The organism is Lysinibacillus capsici (genome assembly GCF_020217405.1).
GTDB classification, from domain to species: Bacteria; Bacillota; Bacilli; order Bacillales_A; family Planococcaceae; genus Lysinibacillus; species Lysinibacillus capsici.
In genome coordinates, this window is the sequence record NZ_CP084108.1 from 596,579 (window position 1) to 612,648 (window position 16,070).

The window sequence follows — 16,070 nt, forward strand, 5'->3', positions numbered from 1 at the left end:
AGGAGATGATTCAACGATGTTTTTAGCATTATTTGGCGCAGTGGAGCAAGGAATCATCTATGCAATTATGGCACTTGGTGTATATTTAACATTTCGGGTGTTAGATTTTCCGGATTTAACGGTTGATGGAAGCTTTGTAACAGGGGCGGCAACTGCAGCAACAATGGTTTTGCTTGGCTACCACCCAATCTTAGCGACTTTAGTGGCAATTGTTGCTGGATTTATTGCTGGATGTATGACAGGAATTCTTCACACGAAAGGAAAGATTAATCCGCTTTTATCAGGAATTTTAATGATGATTGCTTTATACTCGATTAATCTACGTATCATGGGGTTAACTGCAGAAAATACGATAGGTCGCCCGAATATTCCACTACTAAACTCTGAAACAATCTTTTCAAAGTTTCAATCTTTCTGGAGTAATTTAGGGATCGATGATGCTATCAATAACCTATTAAAAAGCATAGGCTTTCAGCATGTACCAGGTACATGGAGTGTGCTGATTGTTGTATTAATCATCACGATTTTAATTAAGTTAATAGCAGACTGGTTCTTAAAGACAGAGGTTGGGCTAGCTATCCGAGCAACTGGTGATAATAAACGAATGATTCGCAGCTTCTCTGCAAATACAGATACACTTATCATTTTGGGGCTAGGACTTTCCAATGCGCTTGTCGCATTTTCTGGAGCTTTAATCGCACAATACTCGAAGTTCTCTGATGTTAGTATGGGGATTGGTATGATTGTGATCGGTCTCGCATCCGTTATTATTGGTGAAGCTATTTTTGGGACTAAAACCATTATCCGTACAACGTTTGCAGTCATTGCAGGAGCCATCATTTATCGAATTATATTAGCTTTAGCATTACGTGTAGATTTCCTTGATTCAGGGGACATGAAATTAATTACGGCGATCATTGTTATTTTGGCACTGATCTTACCTCAATTTATCAATAAGAGTAAAGAACGTAAACGTAAAGCTAAACGTGCTGCAGAACTTTCACAAGTAAAAAAAGTAGAGCAGGGAGGAAATGGCCTTGCTTAAATTACATGGTATTAATAAGGTATTTAATGAAGGAACACCTGATGAGAAGATTGCACTTGCGGAGATAAACCTACATTTAAAGCCAGGTGATTTTGTGACAATTATAGGTAGTAATGGTGCAGGTAAATCAACGATGATGAATATGATTTCAGGTGCTTTAACACCCGATTTCGGTACAGTATTGATTGATGGTAATGATGTGACAAGTTTGCCTGAATATAAACGCTCTCAATACATTGGTCGTGTCTTCCAGGACCCAATGGCAGGAACGGCACCTACGATGACAATTGAAGAAAATCTAGCATTAGCATACTCTCGAAATAAGCATAGAGGGCTACGCAATGGTGTGGACAAAAAGCGTCGTGAATTTTTTAAAGAATCGCTAGAGATGCTTGGTTTAAATCTTGAGAATCGTCTTTCTGCTAAGGTAGGTTTACTTTCAGGTGGGGAACGTCAAGCTTTGTCGCTCTTAATGGCTACCTTCACAAAGCCATCTATTTTATTGCTGGATGAGCATACAGCTGCACTAGATCCATCACGTGCAGAATTAATTACCCGTATTACGAAGTACTTAGTGGAAAAAGATAATTTAACCACATTAATGGTAACGCACAATATGCAGCAAGCATTAGATTTAGGGAATCGTCTGATTATGATGGATAAAGGCCAAATCATTTTAGAAGTTGGTGAAGATCGCAAACATGAATTAACAATCCCTGATTTAATGTCTGAGTTTGAACGTATTCGTGGGGAAAAAATGAATTCAGACCGTGCTCTATTAGGTTAATATCGAAACGCTCATACACTTGTATGGGCGTTTTTTATAGTGTTAAAAATTTCTTCAATAGTGTTTTTTATGAATGGTGAAAATGAATGTCTATTGCAGGTTCCCTAAATCCATGTGTAGGGGGTGCCGATCTATCCTATGGGAGAGGCGTTGTCACACATCGTTTTTCCACATTGTTCTCTATTGTTAGTATGAAAGAAAATGAAAAGACACATTTCAAAATGGTTGATTGGAGTGGAGCCATCGTCACTCCTAGGGGATTTAGCGGCTCATCAGACGCCACCTGGACGCTGGCGGAACAGATATCAATCCCTCGCCTTGCCAGAATGTCTCTTTCCGCAGACAATATTGTTTTTTCAACATCATATAAAGCGCTCATGCACTAGTTTGAATAATTTTATTTAGGGAAATTAAACGATCGATAAACTTTATCGCATAAAAAAGCCTCACTTTCAGAGAAGTGAGGCTCTTCATTTTAAACGAGTAAGCCAAATAGTTGAATATCGTTGTTTACTTCTTTGTATTTGAAGCCGAATTCATCCATTCGGGCAAGTAGTCCTTCATATTCAGCACGATCACCTAACTCAATGCCGACTAGTGCAGGGCCACTTTCTTTATTATTTTTCTTCGTATATTCAAAGGTAGTAATGTCATCGTTTGGTCCAAGTACACTCGTGAGGAATTGACGTAATGCTCCGGCACGCTGAGGGAAGCTGACGATGAAGTAGTAAAGTAAGCCTTCGTGTATAAGTGACTTTTCTTTAATTTCCTGCATCCGTCCAATGTCATTATTCCCACCACTGATGATGACAACGACTGACTTACCTTTAATTTCTTCTTTATAAAAATCAAGAGCTGCCACTGATAATGCTCCTGCAGGCTCAGCGATAATCGCATGTTTATTATATAGATCTAGAATGGTTGTACATACCTTGCCTTCAGGTACAAGAACAATATCGTCTAAATAGCGACGACAAACATCATAAGTGTGGTGACCAACGCATTTTACTGCAGCACCATCAACGAATTTATCAATCCAATCAAGGGCAACTGCGCCACCTTCAGCAAAGGCAGCCTTCATACTACCAGCACCAGCAGGCTCCACACCAATAATTTTACTAGTAGGAGAGAGATTTTTAATGTAGGCAGACACGCCTGACATTAAGCCACCACCACCAATACTACCGAATACGTAGTCGATTGGTTCCTCCATATCATTCATAATTTCTACCGCTACTGTACCTTGGCCAGCAATGACATCGAAATCATCAAACGGATGAATGAAAATTTTATCATGCTCTTCACAATAGCTCAACGCGCTTTCAGCAGAATCATCGAATGTATCTCCCGCCAAAATAATTTCCACATATTCCCGTCCGAACATACGCACTTGGTCTATTTTTTGCTTCGGCGTTGTTTGTGGCATAAAAATGCTTGCTTGAATTTTTAATTGGGCACAGGCATAGGCTACACCTTGTGCATGATTGCCTGCACTTGCACAGACAACCCCAGCATTGCGCGCTTCATCCTCGATTTTTTTAATTTTATAATAGGCACCACGAAGCTTGAATGAGCGTACATGCTGTAAATCTTCGCGTTTAATATAAATATTAGCTCCGTATTTCTCGGATAAATAGTCGTTTTTTTGTAGTGGTGTGTGCACAACTACATCTTTTAAAAAATGATGTGCAATCAGGACATTCTCCACCTGCACGGTTCTAGTATCAGCAACTTCCATAGTATTCATCCTCCGTTATACGTTTAAAACATTTATCTATGATAGCACACTTTATTTGCTTTTTGTGATTAATTTTTAGTAAATTCTAAATTTTCCGTGTCTATTTTGAGATGTAAGCGTTTTATCTTGATATAGCTAAGTCTTTTATAAAAAAGCAATGTGTCAGAACTAGAACTTGCTCAATTTAAGGGGAGACAATCTGTTGTCTCAAATCTAAAAATACTACTCTCATAACAAAAATGGTCAAGCATATACTAGATTAGCTTAGGACAAGTAGGAGGGTATGTAGTGGAAATCATTCAAGGAATTTTATCAACTTATTGGAAGTTTTTTGATTTGGCGATGTGGCAAGAAGTACTAATGGACCCTGTCTCCTGGGGACTAATATCCTCATTAATTATTATAGAAGGTTTGCTGTCGGCAGATAACGCTTTGGTATTAGCAGTACTAGTGAAACATTTACCAGATAAACAGCGCAAGCGGGCATTAATGTATGGTATGCTAGGTGCCTATTTTTTTAGATTTTTATTTATTGGCATAGGTGTTTATCTAGTAGAATTTTGGTTTATTAAAGTATTAGGTGCTTTGTATTTAGGTTGGCTTTGTGTTGCTCATTTTCTTCACATTGGGAATGAGGATAGTGTAAAAGAGGTAAAGAGGTCAGGATGGATGGTGCGTCTTTTTGGCACGTTTTGGGCAACTGTCATTTCTGTTGAGCTAATGGATATTGCTTTTTCAATTGACTCAATCTTTGCCGCCTTTGCGATATCAGATCAAGTCTGGGTGCTTTTAATCGGAGGGATGTTAGGAATATTAATGATGAGGACGATTGCAGGTGTTTTTTTAATCATCATTGAAAAAATACCAGAGCTTGAAGCAACAGCCTTCATTATTATAGGCGTCATCGGCTTAAAAATGTTAGTGAGTGTTTTCAATATCCACATCCCTCATTATTTATTCTTCCTTTTCTTAGTGATTGCTTTTTCTATTACAATTATTGTGCATATGATGAAGAGAGTAAGAGCTGCTTAATTAAAAAGTACTGTTCTCCAAAAATGAGAACAGTACTTTTATTTATTTTACATATTTATCTGGGTCAACAATATAGAATTTTTCAACATTAAGCCAACTCTCGCTCATTGGTTCCCCGTCATCAATACGTTTTTCAGTCTCCTGCATCATCCAACCAGTCTGAGATGCATGGGCTTGTAATGCTTTTAATTTGTCCATTCGCATTTCATGAATATCATGGACCACATGTGGTTCACCATTTTTTTCAATCGTATCATTGGCGAAGGCACAACCGAATATTTGTGGACGAGCAGCCTTTGGCATACGACGTACAGCTTCAACAACAGCACGTGCTGTTGCTTCATGGTCTGGGTGGACAGCAAAGCCAGGTAAGAATGTGAAAATTAAAGAAGGCATTAGTTCTTCAATTAGCCCTTCCATTAGTTTTACCATTTTCTCATCATCTTCAAATTCAATTGTTTTATCCCGTAGACCAAGCATGCGTAAATCTTGAATACCCATTGCCTCTGCTGCTGCAACCAATTCCTTACGACGGATTTCAGGTAAAGACTCGCGTGTAGCAAAGGGTGGGTTACCTAAATTACGCCCCATTTCGCCTAATGTTAAACAGGCATATGTAACAGGTGTATTCATTTTCTTCGTATAATAGGCAATGGTCCCCGCAATTGAGAAAGCCTCGTCATCTGGGTGAGGGTACACAATTAAAATATGACGTTGTGGTTGTAAATTCAAATAGTCGTCCCCCTTAGTAAGTAAATGGCGTTTCACTAATTTCAAGCGCAATCGCCAATTTTCCAGAGTAGTCTAGTCCAGCCATTAATAAACGGCCTAAATCATCTAATTCAAAATGTGTAATGCCTTGAGCATAAACCCAGCCATGAGGTAATTTTAAACCCACACGATGAGGTGCATTATCTACAACCTTAGCAAGCTCATAGTTAATTTTAGCATTGCGAATAAAAGCACCTGCATTAAAAAACTGTTCATCATAGTGTGCTGCATAAGATCCGTTTGTCGTCTCAAGATGAATATAAACGTCTTTGTTGGCGAAAGAATTCAGCAATTTTTGCAACGTCTCTACTTGTACTTCTTGCATCTTAACACTCCTCTCGATCATTTCTCCTTTAAGTATAGTAAAAAAAATTCGCAAAGGGAAATTGATTGCTTTGATAAAAAAAGTGATGATTTATATTTATAAACCTTACTGCATTTTGGTCCAAATTTTTTGAGAGTGTAAAAATGAATCCTAGCATCCAAGGAAATAAATCACCATCTCTAATCTATGACAAGTTCTTAAGCAATATTCTTGAAAAAATTATTGTAATGTATCAATATAGGAAGTGTGAAAATAAATATGTACACACTGTGTCGTTTCACATTGTATCCGTTTTCACATCTGAAAAGATATTGCAACCATGACTTCTTCCTAATTCGTGTGTGTTAGACAGCTCCACCTGTTAAAGGTAGTATTATTTCAGAAATAATGAATTCTATCTTGGTACAATAGATGACGTTCCTTGAACAGGTTAGGCAAGGTAGCTGTGAAAAAGGGAAGAAAAATGAAGCTCATTATCATAATATAATAAAAACCGCGACTCTCTTTTATGACAGAGAGTCGCGGTTTTTTGTACGTTCGTGTAGGCTATGTATTTGTTAGTATCGATTAAGTTTTCGTTCAATTGTATCTAAACGATTATTAACATTTTGTAATTGTTTAAACATTTGCTTCATATAAAAATTTTGATCTTGGGTTTCAGTAGTTTTGGCTTGTGCCAATTCTTCCTCCTCCTGCAGAGCTAGTATTGTGGCAAGGGTGGATAACGAGTAACCGAGTGTTAATACGATGGAAGCAATTACTTCAACTTTTGAAGAGGTGATTTCTCCAGCTAGTAAACCGGATTCTTCCGTTAAGTCTTCTACCTTGTTTTTTTTCATTTTTTCCCCTCCCATACAGCTAATATATGGGGTATGAGGCATTAACGTATCTTGTCCTATTTTAATCTTTATCGGATAAATACTCATCATTAAATGATTGTTTAATGTTTGTAATTTTCTAATAATTACATTGATTTTTCCATTTAAATATAGCATTATAGTAGAAATAAACAAGACGTTTAGAGGGGGAATTGGTGTGAATAAGGACTTTAAATATTGTAAGGAATCAAGAGTGATGCGTACAAGTCGTGTATTTCCAAACGATGTGAATAATCATAATACATTATTTGGCGGACGATTGATGAGCGATATTGATCAAGTTGCTTCCATCTCAGCTGCAAAGCATAGCAGAAGAGATTGTGTTACAGCCTCAACTGATTCAGTCGATTTCCTACATCCCATTCGCCCAACAGATTCGGTTTATTTCGAATCCTATGTAACTTGGACGGGAAGGTCTTCTATGGAGGTTTTTGTCAAAGTCATTTCTGAAAACTTGAAAACTGGGGAGAGAAAGGTGGCAGCGACTGCATTATTAACTTTCGTGGCATTGGATGAAAATAACAAACCAGCACTGGTCCCACGAGTAATACCTGAAACAGTAGAAGAGACAAAATTGCATGAAACAGCTTCAGAACGAGCGAAGGCCCGTGCTGAACGTAAAAAGGAAAGTAAAGCATTAGCGCAATTTATATCTATGAATGATCCATGGGATTATCGGCTAGAAATGATGGAGAATTATATGTGAAAAAAGAGGGATGTCTCAAATGACTTTGAGACATCCCTTTCATCCTTATATCTCTGTTACTGTTACATGTGGAGCACCAAAGCGAGATTTCGCTCCATGCATGACAGGACCTACATATTCATTTAACGGCCAGCCATGTGCAATAGCTGCGGATACAAACTCTTTTGCTTCAATAACAGAATCTTTAATAGTAAGACCATTCGCAAGATTGGCTGTCACAGAAGCAGCAAATGTACAGCCTGCACCGTGGTTATTTGTAGATGCGACTTTTTCAGATTCTAATAAGTAGAATGTTTCACCATCAAAGAATAAGTCTGTTGCTTTTTCAGTAGCCAGTGCTTTTCCACCTTTAATGACAACAGCTTTAGTTCCTAGTTCATGGATTTTACGAGCGGCAATCTTCATGTCGTCAATGTTTTTTGGTGTACCTGTGCCAGCTAATTGTCCAGCTTCAAAAAGGTTTGGTGTTGTTACCGCTGCTAGTGGTAAAAGATGCTGAATCATGGCATCTGTGTTACCGGGATTCAGTACTTCATCGTCCCCTTTACATACCATAACAGGATCGATGACAACATTTGAAGTCTCTGAATTTGCAATAGCCTTTCCAGCAATACGAATAATTTCTTCTGTTGAGAGCATTCCTGTCTTAATGGCATCAATTCCTGTGGAAAGTGCTGTGTCAATTTGTTTTTGTAGTAAATCAGTTGGCAAAGGTGTGACGTTATGTGTCCAGCCATTAGGGTCCATTGTTACGACAACTGTTAATGCCACCATACCATATGTACCGTGCTCTTGGAATGTTTTAAGGTCAGCTTGCATTCCTGCACCGCCTGATGTATCTGAACCAGCAATTGTTAATGTTTTTTTTAGAGTCATGTAAAGGATCTCCTTTATCGTTAAGAGTTATAAAATTAACATCTAGTATAGTCCGATTCTGATTCTATAAAAATAGCCAGAATACTATATTTTTATATGGTCAGTTTCAACTGAAGCTTGAATTCATCTTTAATTTTTTGTACCGTTGTAAGAAGAGAAAGGGGCTTAAAGAACGATGAAACAAGTATTCCCGAATGATTGGCAAGCAGTACTCAAAGAAGAATTAGAAAAACCATATTATCAACACCTACGTCAATTTGTAGCAAATGAATATTCGACACAAACTATTTATCCACCAATGAATGATGTGATGAACGCATTCTATACAACAGCATATCATGATGTGAAGGTTGTTATTTTGGGACAAGACCCTTATCATGGGCCTAATCAAGCGCATGGGCTAAGCTTTTCTGTTAAACCAGGTATTCCACATCCTCCTAGCTTACGGAATATGTTTCAAGAGCTACAGGATGATTTAGGCTGTCCAATTCCTCAAAATGGAACGCTAACAAAGTGGGCTGAACAGGGTGTTATGCTATTAAATACGGTGCTTACGGTTCGAGCAGGACAAGCGAACTCCCATAAAGAACAAGGATGGGAGCAATTTACCGATGCTGTTATCGATCTATTAGCTGCAAGGGAAGAACCACTAATTTTTGTTTTGTGGGGTAAACCAGCGCAACGCAAAAAGCAATTAATCCGAAAATATAAAACACCTCATGTCATACTGGAAGCGCCACACCCAAGTCCCTTAAGTGCTTATCGAGGATTCTTTGGCAGTAAACCTTATTCAAAGATTAATCAACAATTAGTGGAGTGGGGCAAGCAGCCGATTGATTGGTGTTTAGAATAGATTGGCACAAATCGTTTGCTTTATACGCTTTAGCAATCATGTTACATTTAATATAGAAGAAAGTGAGGGACATTGATGAAGGTGAATTGTTTTAAGTGTCAACTTTTTAAAGTAACCTGGGACCCTCAAAACCCACGAGCATGTGCAGCTTATGGCTTTAAAACAAAGCAAATACCATCCGTTGTTGTGAAGCAATCCTCGGGTGTGGATTGTTTAAAATTCGTACCAAAAGTAGAAAGTGGGAGAATGTAATGATTTCTTATCAAGCCGTTATACAGCAACTTGAAAAACAATTATCTAACGCAAAAAATGCGGGGAATGATCAGCGAATTCGTGAGACGCTTACAGCCATTCGAGCATTATGTGATGTGGTGTTAGATTCTTCAAGTGATGCACCATCAATCACTCCTCATAAGCATGTACCGCAAATGCTTGTGTCAGAGTCAAAACCATCCACTTTATATACAGCAAAGATTGAAGAAGATGGGGCAAATGGAGATTCCATTTTTGATTTTTAATCCATTTTAAAGGTAGGGTAATGAAAATGAAAAGATTTATCGTGACTGGTGCTCTTCATGGCCTATTAGCAGTAGCATTGGGTGCATTTGGTGCACATGCTTTAAAGGAAATTTTAGATGAATACAGTCGAGGTATTTGGGAAACGGCTGTTCAATATCAAATGTTCCACGCTACAGGATTACTATTCATTGGTCTGTTAATGAGCTCTAAACTATTAGGTGAAGTGAAACAATTAAATCTAGCAGGTATTTTCTTTAACCTTGGTATTGTTTTCTTTTCTGGGAGCTTATATGTTCTGGCGATAAGTGGTATTAAAGTATTAGGGGCTATTACACCAATTGGTGGCGTACTATTTTTAGCTGGATGGCTACTTATTATTTTAACTGCTCTCAAGCATGCTCGTTAATTTTAAGTTGACTCTCTTACATGATTTGTAGGAGGGTTTTTCTTTGTTATGAGTCATCTTTCAAAGATAGGGATTTAAATCCTATCCATTTTGTAAGAATTTATAGTACACTACTAATATTACTTGCAATATTTCGAAAATACCAAAAGTGAGGTTACATAGTATGGAAAAACTATTTACATTACTGGATGCTAACTATAATGAGATGGTAGGGATTCGTCGCCATTTACATGAATACCCTGAATTATCCTTTGAAGAAGTCGAAACGCCATCCTATATCGCTACTTTTCATAGAGGATTGGGGCATGTGGTTCGAGAAGGAGTGGGAGGACGTGGCGTCGTAGCGATACTACGTGGCGGAAAGCCGGGCAAAACGGTGGCATTACGAGCTGACTTTGATGCATTAGCGATACAAGAAGAGAATGATGTACCTTACCAATCTAAAATAGCTGGAAAAATGCATGCATGTGGACATGATGGACATACAGCTACATTGCTTGGGCTAGCTAAGGCATTGAATGCAATGAGGGACCAAATTGAGGGCAATGTCGTATTCATTCATCAGCATGCAGAGGAAGTGGCGCCAGGTGGAGCTAAGCCGATGATTGAGGACGGTTGTTTAGAAGGTGTAGATGTTATTTTTGCTACACATTTATGGGCACCTACACCATTAGGAGAAATATTAGTGAAAGATGGAGCCATCATGGCTGCTGCGGATAAAGTAGAAATAACGGTTCAAGGAAAGGGTGGTCATGGCGCAGAGCCTCATCATTCTATTGATGCTGTTACCCTAGCCTCCCAATTTGTCGTCAATGCTCAACAGCTTGTTTCAAGACGAATTGACCCATTGAAATCAGCTGTTTTAACAATCGGTCATTTTGAAGCAATTAATCCGTTTAACGTTATAGCTGATCGGGTAGTTTTAGCGGGGACAATTCGTACATTTGAAGAAGAAGTACGCATACAAATGGAGCAGGAGTTAGAAGCAGTATTAAATGCGACTTGTCTGGCATTTGGGGCAAGTTACGAATATCGTTACACAAGGGGTTATCCACCTGTTTATAACCATCAGAGAGAAACCGAGTTTTTGGCACAAATGGCGTCGACTGTACCAGGGGTAGATCAAGTAATAACATGTCCGCCATTTATGATTGGGGAAGATTTTGCGTATTATTTAGAAAAAGTACCAGGCACATTTTTCTTCACAGGAGCTAAAAAGCCAGAATGGGAAACAGCCTATCCGCATCATCATGCACGCTTTGATTTTGATGAACGTGCCATGCTAATTGCAGCAAAAACCTTAGGTAAAGCAACCTTAACGTATTTAAAAGAAAATTGAACATAGCGAATGATAAAAATCCGCATACGCCCATCGACTTTTGGTCAGTGAGTGTATTGCGGATTTTTACTTAGTGATAGAATTATGGATTTTGATTAAAGTAAGCCATTTCCTCATCATACTCAGCAAAATCGAAATAAATCATAGGGAAAAGAAAACGATGATTAGACTTAAGCTCACGAATAATGACATGATCTCGACCAGCTGCTTCTACCACACCACGAACAGTTTTTGTGTTTTTTCCCTGCTCTACTGCGTGCTCAAAAGAAAAATGGAAGGTAGCTGGTTTTCCACGGTTCAAACGTAAAATATTTTCTATATAGGACTCCTCACGGCCAGGTGGTCGTCCGCTCGGAAGTGTGACTGGAGGAGGAGTCATTTGTTGTTGCGTTGTTGGTGTCCAATAATAAGGCATCATCAATTATCAACCTACTTTCTTTTTAAATTTGAGGACAATCTTGTTCAGTTGGCGAGAAAAAACAATGGGATTTGAACCTGCCAGTATTCCATTGGCCATACCATTGTGCAGGACAATCACCTGCTGGCATGAAAAACCACAAAGAGCGGGTAGCTGGATGAAATCTTTCACCCTGAATCACCCTTTTAGCTAACCGGATATCTTGATCACGTGCTCGTTGATAAAAATAACCCTTTTGTGTTGCCTCAAAGCCTCCCGGACGTTGATAAACCATTTGTTCAATTGTTCGAATATCACCAAAATCTAAACAATCACCTCTTACACGATTAACGCCAACATTCCCAACCATCAGCATGCCTAACTCTCCTTCGCCTTCTGCTTCGGCACGCATTAGTCTTGCGAGTAGGGCTGTCTGTGCATCATTCGTCTTAATAACAGCGATTTTCATACCTCCTCGCAGACAGTATATGCACGAAGGTATAGTAGTCATGTTCAATTTTGTTAAGAAAGACAATCACATATTAAAGTTACTATGCATATAGTAGTAATAACGACAAGTACGTAGAAAATACTTCAAATCCTGCAAGGCTCGATAGTTTTTATAGCAAAAAGGGTAAATAGAAAAAAATAGATTTAGGGGAACGTGAGATCAATGAATTGCATGTGTATCTAATACATGTGAGGTGATGGCTTATGGAAATTGGCGTTTGGTTTGGGATCTTATTAAGTGCAGTACTGGCTTTTCTATTAGGGGAGTTTTATGGACAGCCGCTCCATTGGTATCTCTTTATTGTCATTATAGTGATTGGTTTTTTTATTCAAACGGTTATCTTAATTTTAAAAGTAAAGAACGAGAGCTCTTAATGAAGTATGTAGAAGAAACGTGTTGGGGTTAAGAAAGTGTCATCGCTAAAAGATGGCACTTTTTTATATTGTGAGTATAAATTTGCTAGTGTGGAAAGCAGAGCATCAGGAAAAATGCCTTTACAATGCTTGTTTTAGCTGCTATTCAATAAGACATAATTATTCTTGCTTAGTAAGTATATTAAAAATATAGCGTGACATACTGAAAATGACTTTATTTTTGCTTTTATGAAGGAGCGTTTCCATGCGTATTTTTAGTATGTTTGTAGCGATTATCATCAGCGCTTTTCTGGCAGTTGGAATAGCAGAATATTATCATCAACCATATAATTGGTACTTAGTTTTTCTTATGATTCTAACTGGGATTTTTATTCATATTATTATTTTAATATTCGAATCCGAGAATGCAGAAGAAAACGAAATTTAAAAATGCGAGTCCCTATTGGTGGACTCACATTTTTAATTAGATATTAAACAGTTAAGAATTTAACCAATTTATCTTTATCAAGAAGGTTTCCGACGAAAAATTCCCCGAATTCGCCATAGCGTGCTGACACTTCGTCAAAGCGCATTTCATATACTAATTTTTTGAATTGCAGTACGTCATCAGCAAATAAAGTTACGCCCCATTCGTGATCATCGAAGCCTACAGAGCCAGTGATAATTTGTTTTACTTTACCAGCATAGCCGCGACCAATCATTCCATGTGAACGCATTAATGATTTACGCTCGTCCATTGATAGCATGTACCAGTTGTCATTCCCCTGACGGCGTTTATCCATTGGATAGAAGCATACATATTTAGCACGTGGAAGTTCAGGATATAGACGTGCACGTACATGTGGATTTTGGTAAGGATCTTCATTTGATTCGCCAGCTAAATAGTTTGAAAGCTCTACCACAGATACATAAGAATATGTAGGAATTGTAAAATCTGCAATAGCTAATTTATTGAATTCTGCTTCAAGCTCTTGTAACTCATCCATTGTTTCACGCAATGTCATAATCATAAAGTCAGCTTTTTGACCAACGATTGCATAGAAAGCATGAGCACCTGTTTTAGCTACGTCTGCTTCGTTCAGTTTTTCTAAATAAGCAATAAATTCCTCTACTGCTGCTTGACGTTCCTCAGCAGAAACAAGTTTCCAAGATGCCCAATCAATTGAGCGGAAATCATGTAAAGCGTACCAACCATCTAACGTAATTGCTGCTTCATTCATTATTGAAAACACTCCTTTATAAGTGAATACCATTCAAAAATTAGTTTATCATAGTTTGTACAAAATCCCTAAGTTCATGATAGTAATTCACGAATTTGACACCATCTAAAGATCATGTATTCTAAAGAGAAGAGATGTAATAAGAGGAGTACCGATATGAAACATATTTTACAACAGCCAATTTGGCGTTATTATGATCAATCCATTAGTGCGAAGCAAAGATCACCGCTTGAATCTTTTGCGACGGACGATACATTGTGCCAATTAGTCGGCCAATTGATGTCTCCTCCAACAATTCGTACATGGGTTCATGAGGCATCTGTTGTGCTAGGTATTCAAGACCATCGTTTACCTTATGTTCAGCAAGGTATGGAATTACTAGAATCTAGAGGCTATCATCCTATTGTTCGTAATTCTGGTGGACTAGCGGTTGTGCTAGATGAAGGGATTCTTAATATTTCCATTGTATTGTCTGAACAAAAAGAGTCGCTCAGTATAAACGATGGCTATGATGTAATGGTAGATCTTGTGAAGGGATTGTTCCCAGAAGTAGCTGAAAAAATTAAGGCTTATGAAATAGTGGGCTCTTATTGCCCAGGTTCTTATGATTTAAGTATTGATGGGAAAAAATTTGCTGGTATTTCACAAAGACGCTTACGTCAAGGGGTGGCAGTGCAAATTTATTTATGTATTGAGGGGAGTGGCTCACAACGCGCGGCACTTATCCGTGACTTTTATGAAGAGAGCTTGCAACAAGAGGAAACAAAATTCGCTTACCCTCAAATCGTGCCAGAAGTCATGGCTTCGCTATCGGAGCTTATAGACCCTCATTTAACAGTAGAAGCGGTTGTTATTCGTCTACAGCAACTACTTAATCAGTGGGCCGAGGAAGTACGTCCACAGTCCTTTTACGACGAAGAATTAACGTTGTATGGTTTTTATTTACAGCGCGTTTTTGAGCGCAACACCAAAATGCTTGAACGTAAGTAAGCTTGTTGATTATATGAACCAGAAAAAGCGATGCGGCTAATTTAGCGCATCGCCATTTTCTGGTTGATAAATAGAACTGCTAGTTACAAGATTTCCGTTCTTCTCCATTTTAAAAACAGGTGCAATTCGCTCTTCCTCTTCATCAAGCGTAACAAGACGTCTAGCACGATTCATAATTTGAACAAATTGCTCGTAATCTTTGCGAATCGCTCGATTCTCCTCTTCTAGTTTTGTAATGGTTTTCTCTAGTTTTTTATTTTTCTCAGATGTTACATGTACAAGTTGTCGCCATTTTGAAGATTCATTTCCTACTTCACCAGAATGCTGTAAACGTAGTAAATAAGCTATGACAATATCAAGAGAAAGGGCAGATAGCGGAATTGATTTTCCTTCTGCAGCACTATTATTTACGGTAAACATACTAGAAGCACGGCGTCTTGCTGGCGCTCCCAACACTCGCATTCTCTCTTTTCTTTCCTTTTTAGCTTCTGCTAATTGTTCCTCGTATTCTTTACGAACAACGGCATTCCAACGAAAACCACAGGCCGCCGCAGTACGATTTAATGCATCGCCTGCTTCTTCAAATGCATTAAGCTGTGTGCTTCCTTCTGTTACATGACGGATTACAGCCTCTGCTAGTAATTCATCGTTTTCTTTTAACCAAGCATCTTGTCTTACTTTACTCATATTAAAATCCTCCCACCTTTATCTGGAACTTGTTATTTAAGACTAGCATGACCAATCTTTTAACCTTTTATTCATCTATGTAGAAGGAATTATGCTTGAATAGAAGGGGAAAAGTACGATACAATACCCGATGTAGGTTTGTGCACATGCTGCATACTTAAATATGTGAAGGTCATGTGTGCAATAGAGCGAGATTATGTTTGAAAAATACTATATAGAAAGGGTTGTTGACAAAATGGCAAACGAATTTAAAGTTTGCGATGAATGTCAGGCCGTTAACTTAAAAACGTTAATTCCAAAATTAAAGGAAATCGATCCTGATGCAACCATCGAAATTGGCTGTCATTCTTACTGTGGTCCAGGACGCAAAAAGACATTTACCTTTGTAAATAGCCGACCTGTTGCTGCATTAACAGAAGATGAACTAATGGAAAAGGTTTTAGCAAAATTAAAAAAGTAAAACTAAAAGCTATCTCTACTTGGGGGATAGTTTTTGTTTTGCTTTTTTTATATGTTGAGAAATTAGACCAATATAAATATAAAAATAATGATAAAGGTAATCGAAATAGGTTGTTAATATCTATAGAAAAATGGCAATAAGTATGCTAGTCCTAGA

General features: G+C 38.1%; 21 protein-coding genes. 12 read left to right on the forward strand and 9 right to left on the reverse strand.

Annotated features, from left to right (window positions below; all coding sequences use genetic code 11):
• The first annotated feature begins 16 nt into the window (after positions 1–16).
• Entirely contained in the window at positions 17–1,045 is a 1,029-nt protein-coding gene (locus LCP48_RS02875) for an ABC transporter permease (RefSeq protein WP_009371612.1), read from the forward strand.
• Complete coding sequence (locus LCP48_RS02880) at positions 1,038–1,832, forward strand: ABC transporter ATP-binding protein (protein ID WP_004225432.1); 795 nt, start codon at positions 1,038–1,040, stop codon at positions 1,830–1,832. Before LCP48_RS02875 ends, LCP48_RS02880 begins: the two co-directional genes overlap by 8 nt.
• Positions 1,833–2,307: 475 nt before the next feature.
• Here the strand turns inward: LCP48_RS02880 and ilvA are convergent, their stop codons facing one another.
• A complete protein-coding gene (gene ilvA / locus LCP48_RS02885) occupies positions 2,308–3,570 on the reverse strand; it encodes a threonine ammonia-lyase IlvA (protein WP_009371610.1) in 1,263 nt (420 codons plus the stop codon).
• A 288-nt stretch (positions 3,571–3,858) separates the two neighbouring features.
• On the opposite strand from ilvA, the gene LCP48_RS02890 reads away from it, so the two are divergent.
• Complete coding sequence (locus LCP48_RS02890; RefSeq protein WP_004225430.1) at positions 3,859–4,602, forward strand: TerC family protein; 744 nt, start codon at positions 3,859–3,861, stop codon at positions 4,600–4,602.
• Between the two features lie 42 nt (positions 4,603–4,644).
• Here the strand turns inward: LCP48_RS02890 and bshB2 are convergent, their stop codons facing one another.
• From bshB2 to LCP48_RS02905, 3 genes are all read right to left on the reverse strand, one after another.
• Positions 4,645–5,334: a bacillithiol biosynthesis deacetylase BshB2 gene (gene bshB2, locus LCP48_RS02895; protein ID WP_004225429.1), complete on the reverse strand. Its 690-nt coding sequence runs from the start codon at positions 5,332–5,334 to the stop codon at positions 4,645–4,647.
• A gap of 13 nt (positions 5,335–5,347) precedes the next feature.
• Positions 5,348–5,698, reverse strand: coding sequence for a YojF family protein (locus tag LCP48_RS02900; RefSeq protein ID WP_004225428.1), 351 nt, complete (start codon positions 5,696–5,698; stop codon positions 5,348–5,350).
• 557 nt (positions 5,699–6,255) lie between these two features.
• Positions 6,256–6,537: a hypothetical protein gene (locus LCP48_RS02905; protein WP_004227607.1), complete on the reverse strand. Its 282-nt coding sequence runs from the start codon at positions 6,535–6,537 to the stop codon at positions 6,256–6,258.
• 196 nt (positions 6,538–6,733) lie between these two features.
• On the opposite strand from LCP48_RS02905, the gene LCP48_RS02910 reads away from it, so the two are divergent.
• Positions 6,734–7,282, forward strand: a complete 549-nt coding sequence (locus tag LCP48_RS02910) for an acyl-CoA thioesterase (RefSeq protein WP_004227610.1) — start codon at positions 6,734–6,736, stop codon at positions 7,280–7,282.
• A 45-nt stretch (positions 7,283–7,327) separates the two neighbouring features.
• On the opposite strand, the gene thiD is transcribed toward LCP48_RS02910, so the two are convergent.
• Positions 7,328–8,158 (reverse strand): bifunctional hydroxymethylpyrimidine kinase/phosphomethylpyrimidine kinase, encoded by an 831-nt coding sequence (thiD, locus tag LCP48_RS02915; protein WP_004227611.1) that lies wholly within the window; start codon positions 8,156–8,158, stop codon positions 7,328–7,330.
• A 175-nt stretch (positions 8,159–8,333) separates the two neighbouring features.
• On the opposite strand from thiD, the gene LCP48_RS02920 reads away from it, so the two are divergent.
• From LCP48_RS02920 to LCP48_RS02940, 5 genes are all read left to right on the forward strand, one after another.
• Positions 8,334–9,011, forward strand: coding sequence for a uracil-DNA glycosylase (locus LCP48_RS02920; RefSeq protein ID WP_004227613.1), 678 nt, complete (start codon positions 8,334–8,336; stop codon positions 9,009–9,011).
• 75 nt (positions 9,012–9,086) lie between these two features.
• Entirely contained in the window at positions 9,087–9,263 is a 177-nt protein-coding gene (locus LCP48_RS02925) for a hypothetical protein (protein ID WP_004227616.1), read from the forward strand.
• Positions 9,263–9,529 carry a YwdI family protein gene (locus tag LCP48_RS02930; protein WP_004227621.1) on the forward strand — a complete coding sequence of 89 codons (267 nt, stop codon included), beginning with the start codon at positions 9,263–9,265 and terminating at the stop codon, positions 9,527–9,529. Before LCP48_RS02925 ends, LCP48_RS02930 begins: the two co-directional genes overlap by 1 nt.
• A gap of 26 nt (positions 9,530–9,555) precedes the next feature.
• Positions 9,556–9,936 carry a DUF423 domain-containing protein gene (locus LCP48_RS02935; protein ID WP_004227623.1) on the forward strand — a complete coding sequence of 127 codons (381 nt, stop codon included), beginning with the start codon at positions 9,556–9,558 and terminating at the stop codon, positions 9,934–9,936.
• A 163-nt stretch (positions 9,937–10,099) separates the two neighbouring features.
• Positions 10,100–11,275, forward strand: coding sequence for an amidohydrolase (locus LCP48_RS02940; RefSeq protein WP_004227626.1), 1,176 nt, complete (start codon positions 10,100–10,102; stop codon positions 11,273–11,275).
• 82 nt (positions 11,276–11,357) lie between these two features.
• Here LCP48_RS02940 and gerQ read toward each other — a convergent pair whose 3' ends face one another.
• Both gerQ and LCP48_RS02950 read right to left on the reverse strand, forming a co-directional pair.
• A complete protein-coding gene (gene gerQ / locus LCP48_RS02945; protein WP_004227629.1) occupies positions 11,358–11,693 on the reverse strand; it encodes a spore coat protein GerQ in 336 nt (111 codons plus the stop codon).
• A gap of 22 nt (positions 11,694–11,715) precedes the next feature.
• The gene (locus LCP48_RS02950; RefSeq protein WP_004227631.1) at positions 11,716–12,141 is read right to left on the reverse strand and encodes a cell wall hydrolase; all 426 of its coding nucleotides are present in this window, start codon (positions 12,139–12,141) and stop codon (positions 11,716–11,718) included.
• Positions 12,142–12,386: 245 nt separating this feature from the next.
• On the opposite strand from LCP48_RS02950, the gene LCP48_RS02955 reads away from it, so the two are divergent.
• Positions 12,387–12,557, forward strand: coding sequence for a hypothetical protein (locus tag LCP48_RS02955; protein WP_004227634.1), 171 nt, complete (start codon positions 12,387–12,389; stop codon positions 12,555–12,557).
• 470 nt (positions 12,558–13,027) lie between these two features.
• On the opposite strand, the gene hemQ is transcribed toward LCP48_RS02955, so the two are convergent.
• Positions 13,028–13,777 (reverse strand): hydrogen peroxide-dependent heme synthase, encoded by a 750-nt coding sequence (hemQ, locus tag LCP48_RS02960; RefSeq protein WP_004227638.1) that lies wholly within the window; start codon positions 13,775–13,777, stop codon positions 13,028–13,030.
• A 156-nt stretch (positions 13,778–13,933) separates the two neighbouring features.
• On the opposite strand from hemQ, the gene LCP48_RS02965 reads away from it, so the two are divergent.
• Entirely contained in the window at positions 13,934–14,767 is an 834-nt protein-coding gene (locus LCP48_RS02965; RefSeq protein WP_004227640.1) for an octanoyl-[GcvH]:protein N-octanoyltransferase, read from the forward strand.
• Positions 14,768–14,803: 36 nt separating this feature from the next.
• On the opposite strand, the gene LCP48_RS02970 is transcribed toward LCP48_RS02965, so the two are convergent.
• Positions 14,804–15,454, reverse strand: coding sequence for an RsfA family transcriptional regulator (locus LCP48_RS02970; protein ID WP_004227650.1), 651 nt, complete (start codon positions 15,452–15,454; stop codon positions 14,804–14,806).
• A gap of 235 nt (positions 15,455–15,689) precedes the next feature.
• On the opposite strand from LCP48_RS02970, the gene LCP48_RS02975 reads away from it, so the two are divergent.
• Positions 15,690–15,914, forward strand: a complete 225-nt coding sequence (locus LCP48_RS02975) for a YuzB family protein (protein WP_004227652.1) — start codon at positions 15,690–15,692, stop codon at positions 15,912–15,914.
• Positions 15,915–16,070: the final 156 nt, after the last annotated feature.

Excerpts from the sequence above, each read along its gene's own strand:
- LCP48_RS02875 (WP_009371612.1), top strand. The coding sequence starts at position 17 with ATGTTTTTAGCATTATTTGGCGCAGTGGAGCAAGGAATCATCTATGCA.
- ilvA (WP_009371610.1), bottom strand. The coding sequence starts at position 3,570 with ATGGAAGTTGCTGATACTAGAACCGTGCAGGTGGAGAATGTCCTGATT.
- LCP48_RS02900 (WP_004225428.1), bottom strand. The coding sequence starts at position 5,698 with ATGCAAGAAGTACAAGTAGAGACGTTGCAAAAATTGCTGAATTCTTTC.
- LCP48_RS02905 (WP_004227607.1), bottom strand. The coding sequence starts at position 6,537 with ATGAAAAAAAACAAGGTAGAAGACTTAACGGAAGAATCCGGTTTACTA.
- thiD (WP_004227611.1), bottom strand. The coding sequence starts at position 8,158 with ATGACTCTAAAAAAAACATTAACAATTGCTGGTTCAGATACATCAGGC.
- LCP48_RS02920 (WP_004227613.1), top strand. The coding sequence starts at position 8,334 with ATGAAACAAGTATTCCCGAATGATTGGCAAGCAGTACTCAAAGAAGAA.
- LCP48_RS02925 (WP_004227616.1), top strand. The coding sequence starts at position 9,087 with ATGAAGGTGAATTGTTTTAAGTGTCAACTTTTTAAAGTAACCTGGGAC.
- LCP48_RS02930 (WP_004227621.1), top strand. The coding sequence starts at position 9,263 with ATGATTTCTTATCAAGCCGTTATACAGCAACTTGAAAAACAATTATCT.
- LCP48_RS02935 (WP_004227623.1), top strand. The coding sequence starts at position 9,556 with ATGAAAAGATTTATCGTGACTGGTGCTCTTCATGGCCTATTAGCAGTA.
- LCP48_RS02940 (WP_004227626.1), top strand. The coding sequence starts at position 10,100 with ATGGAAAAACTATTTACATTACTGGATGCTAACTATAATGAGATGGTA.
- gerQ (WP_004227629.1), bottom strand. The coding sequence starts at position 11,693 with ATGATGCCTTATTATTGGACACCAACAACGCAACAACAAATGACTCCT.
- LCP48_RS02950 (WP_004227631.1), bottom strand. The coding sequence starts at position 12,141 with ATGAAAATCGCTGTTATTAAGACGAATGATGCACAGACAGCCCTACTC.
- LCP48_RS02955 (WP_004227634.1), top strand. The coding sequence starts at position 12,387 with ATGGAAATTGGCGTTTGGTTTGGGATCTTATTAAGTGCAGTACTGGCT.
- hemQ (WP_004227638.1), bottom strand. The coding sequence starts at position 13,777 with ATGAATGAAGCAGCAATTACGTTAGATGGTTGGTACGCTTTACATGAT.
- LCP48_RS02965 (WP_004227640.1), top strand. The coding sequence starts at position 13,934 with ATGAAACATATTTTACAACAGCCAATTTGGCGTTATTATGATCAATCC.
- LCP48_RS02970 (WP_004227650.1), bottom strand. The coding sequence starts at position 15,454 with ATGAGTAAAGTAAGACAAGATGCTTGGTTAAAAGAAAACGATGAATTA.
- LCP48_RS02975 (WP_004227652.1), top strand. The coding sequence starts at position 15,690 with ATGGCAAACGAATTTAAAGTTTGCGATGAATGTCAGGCCGTTAACTTA.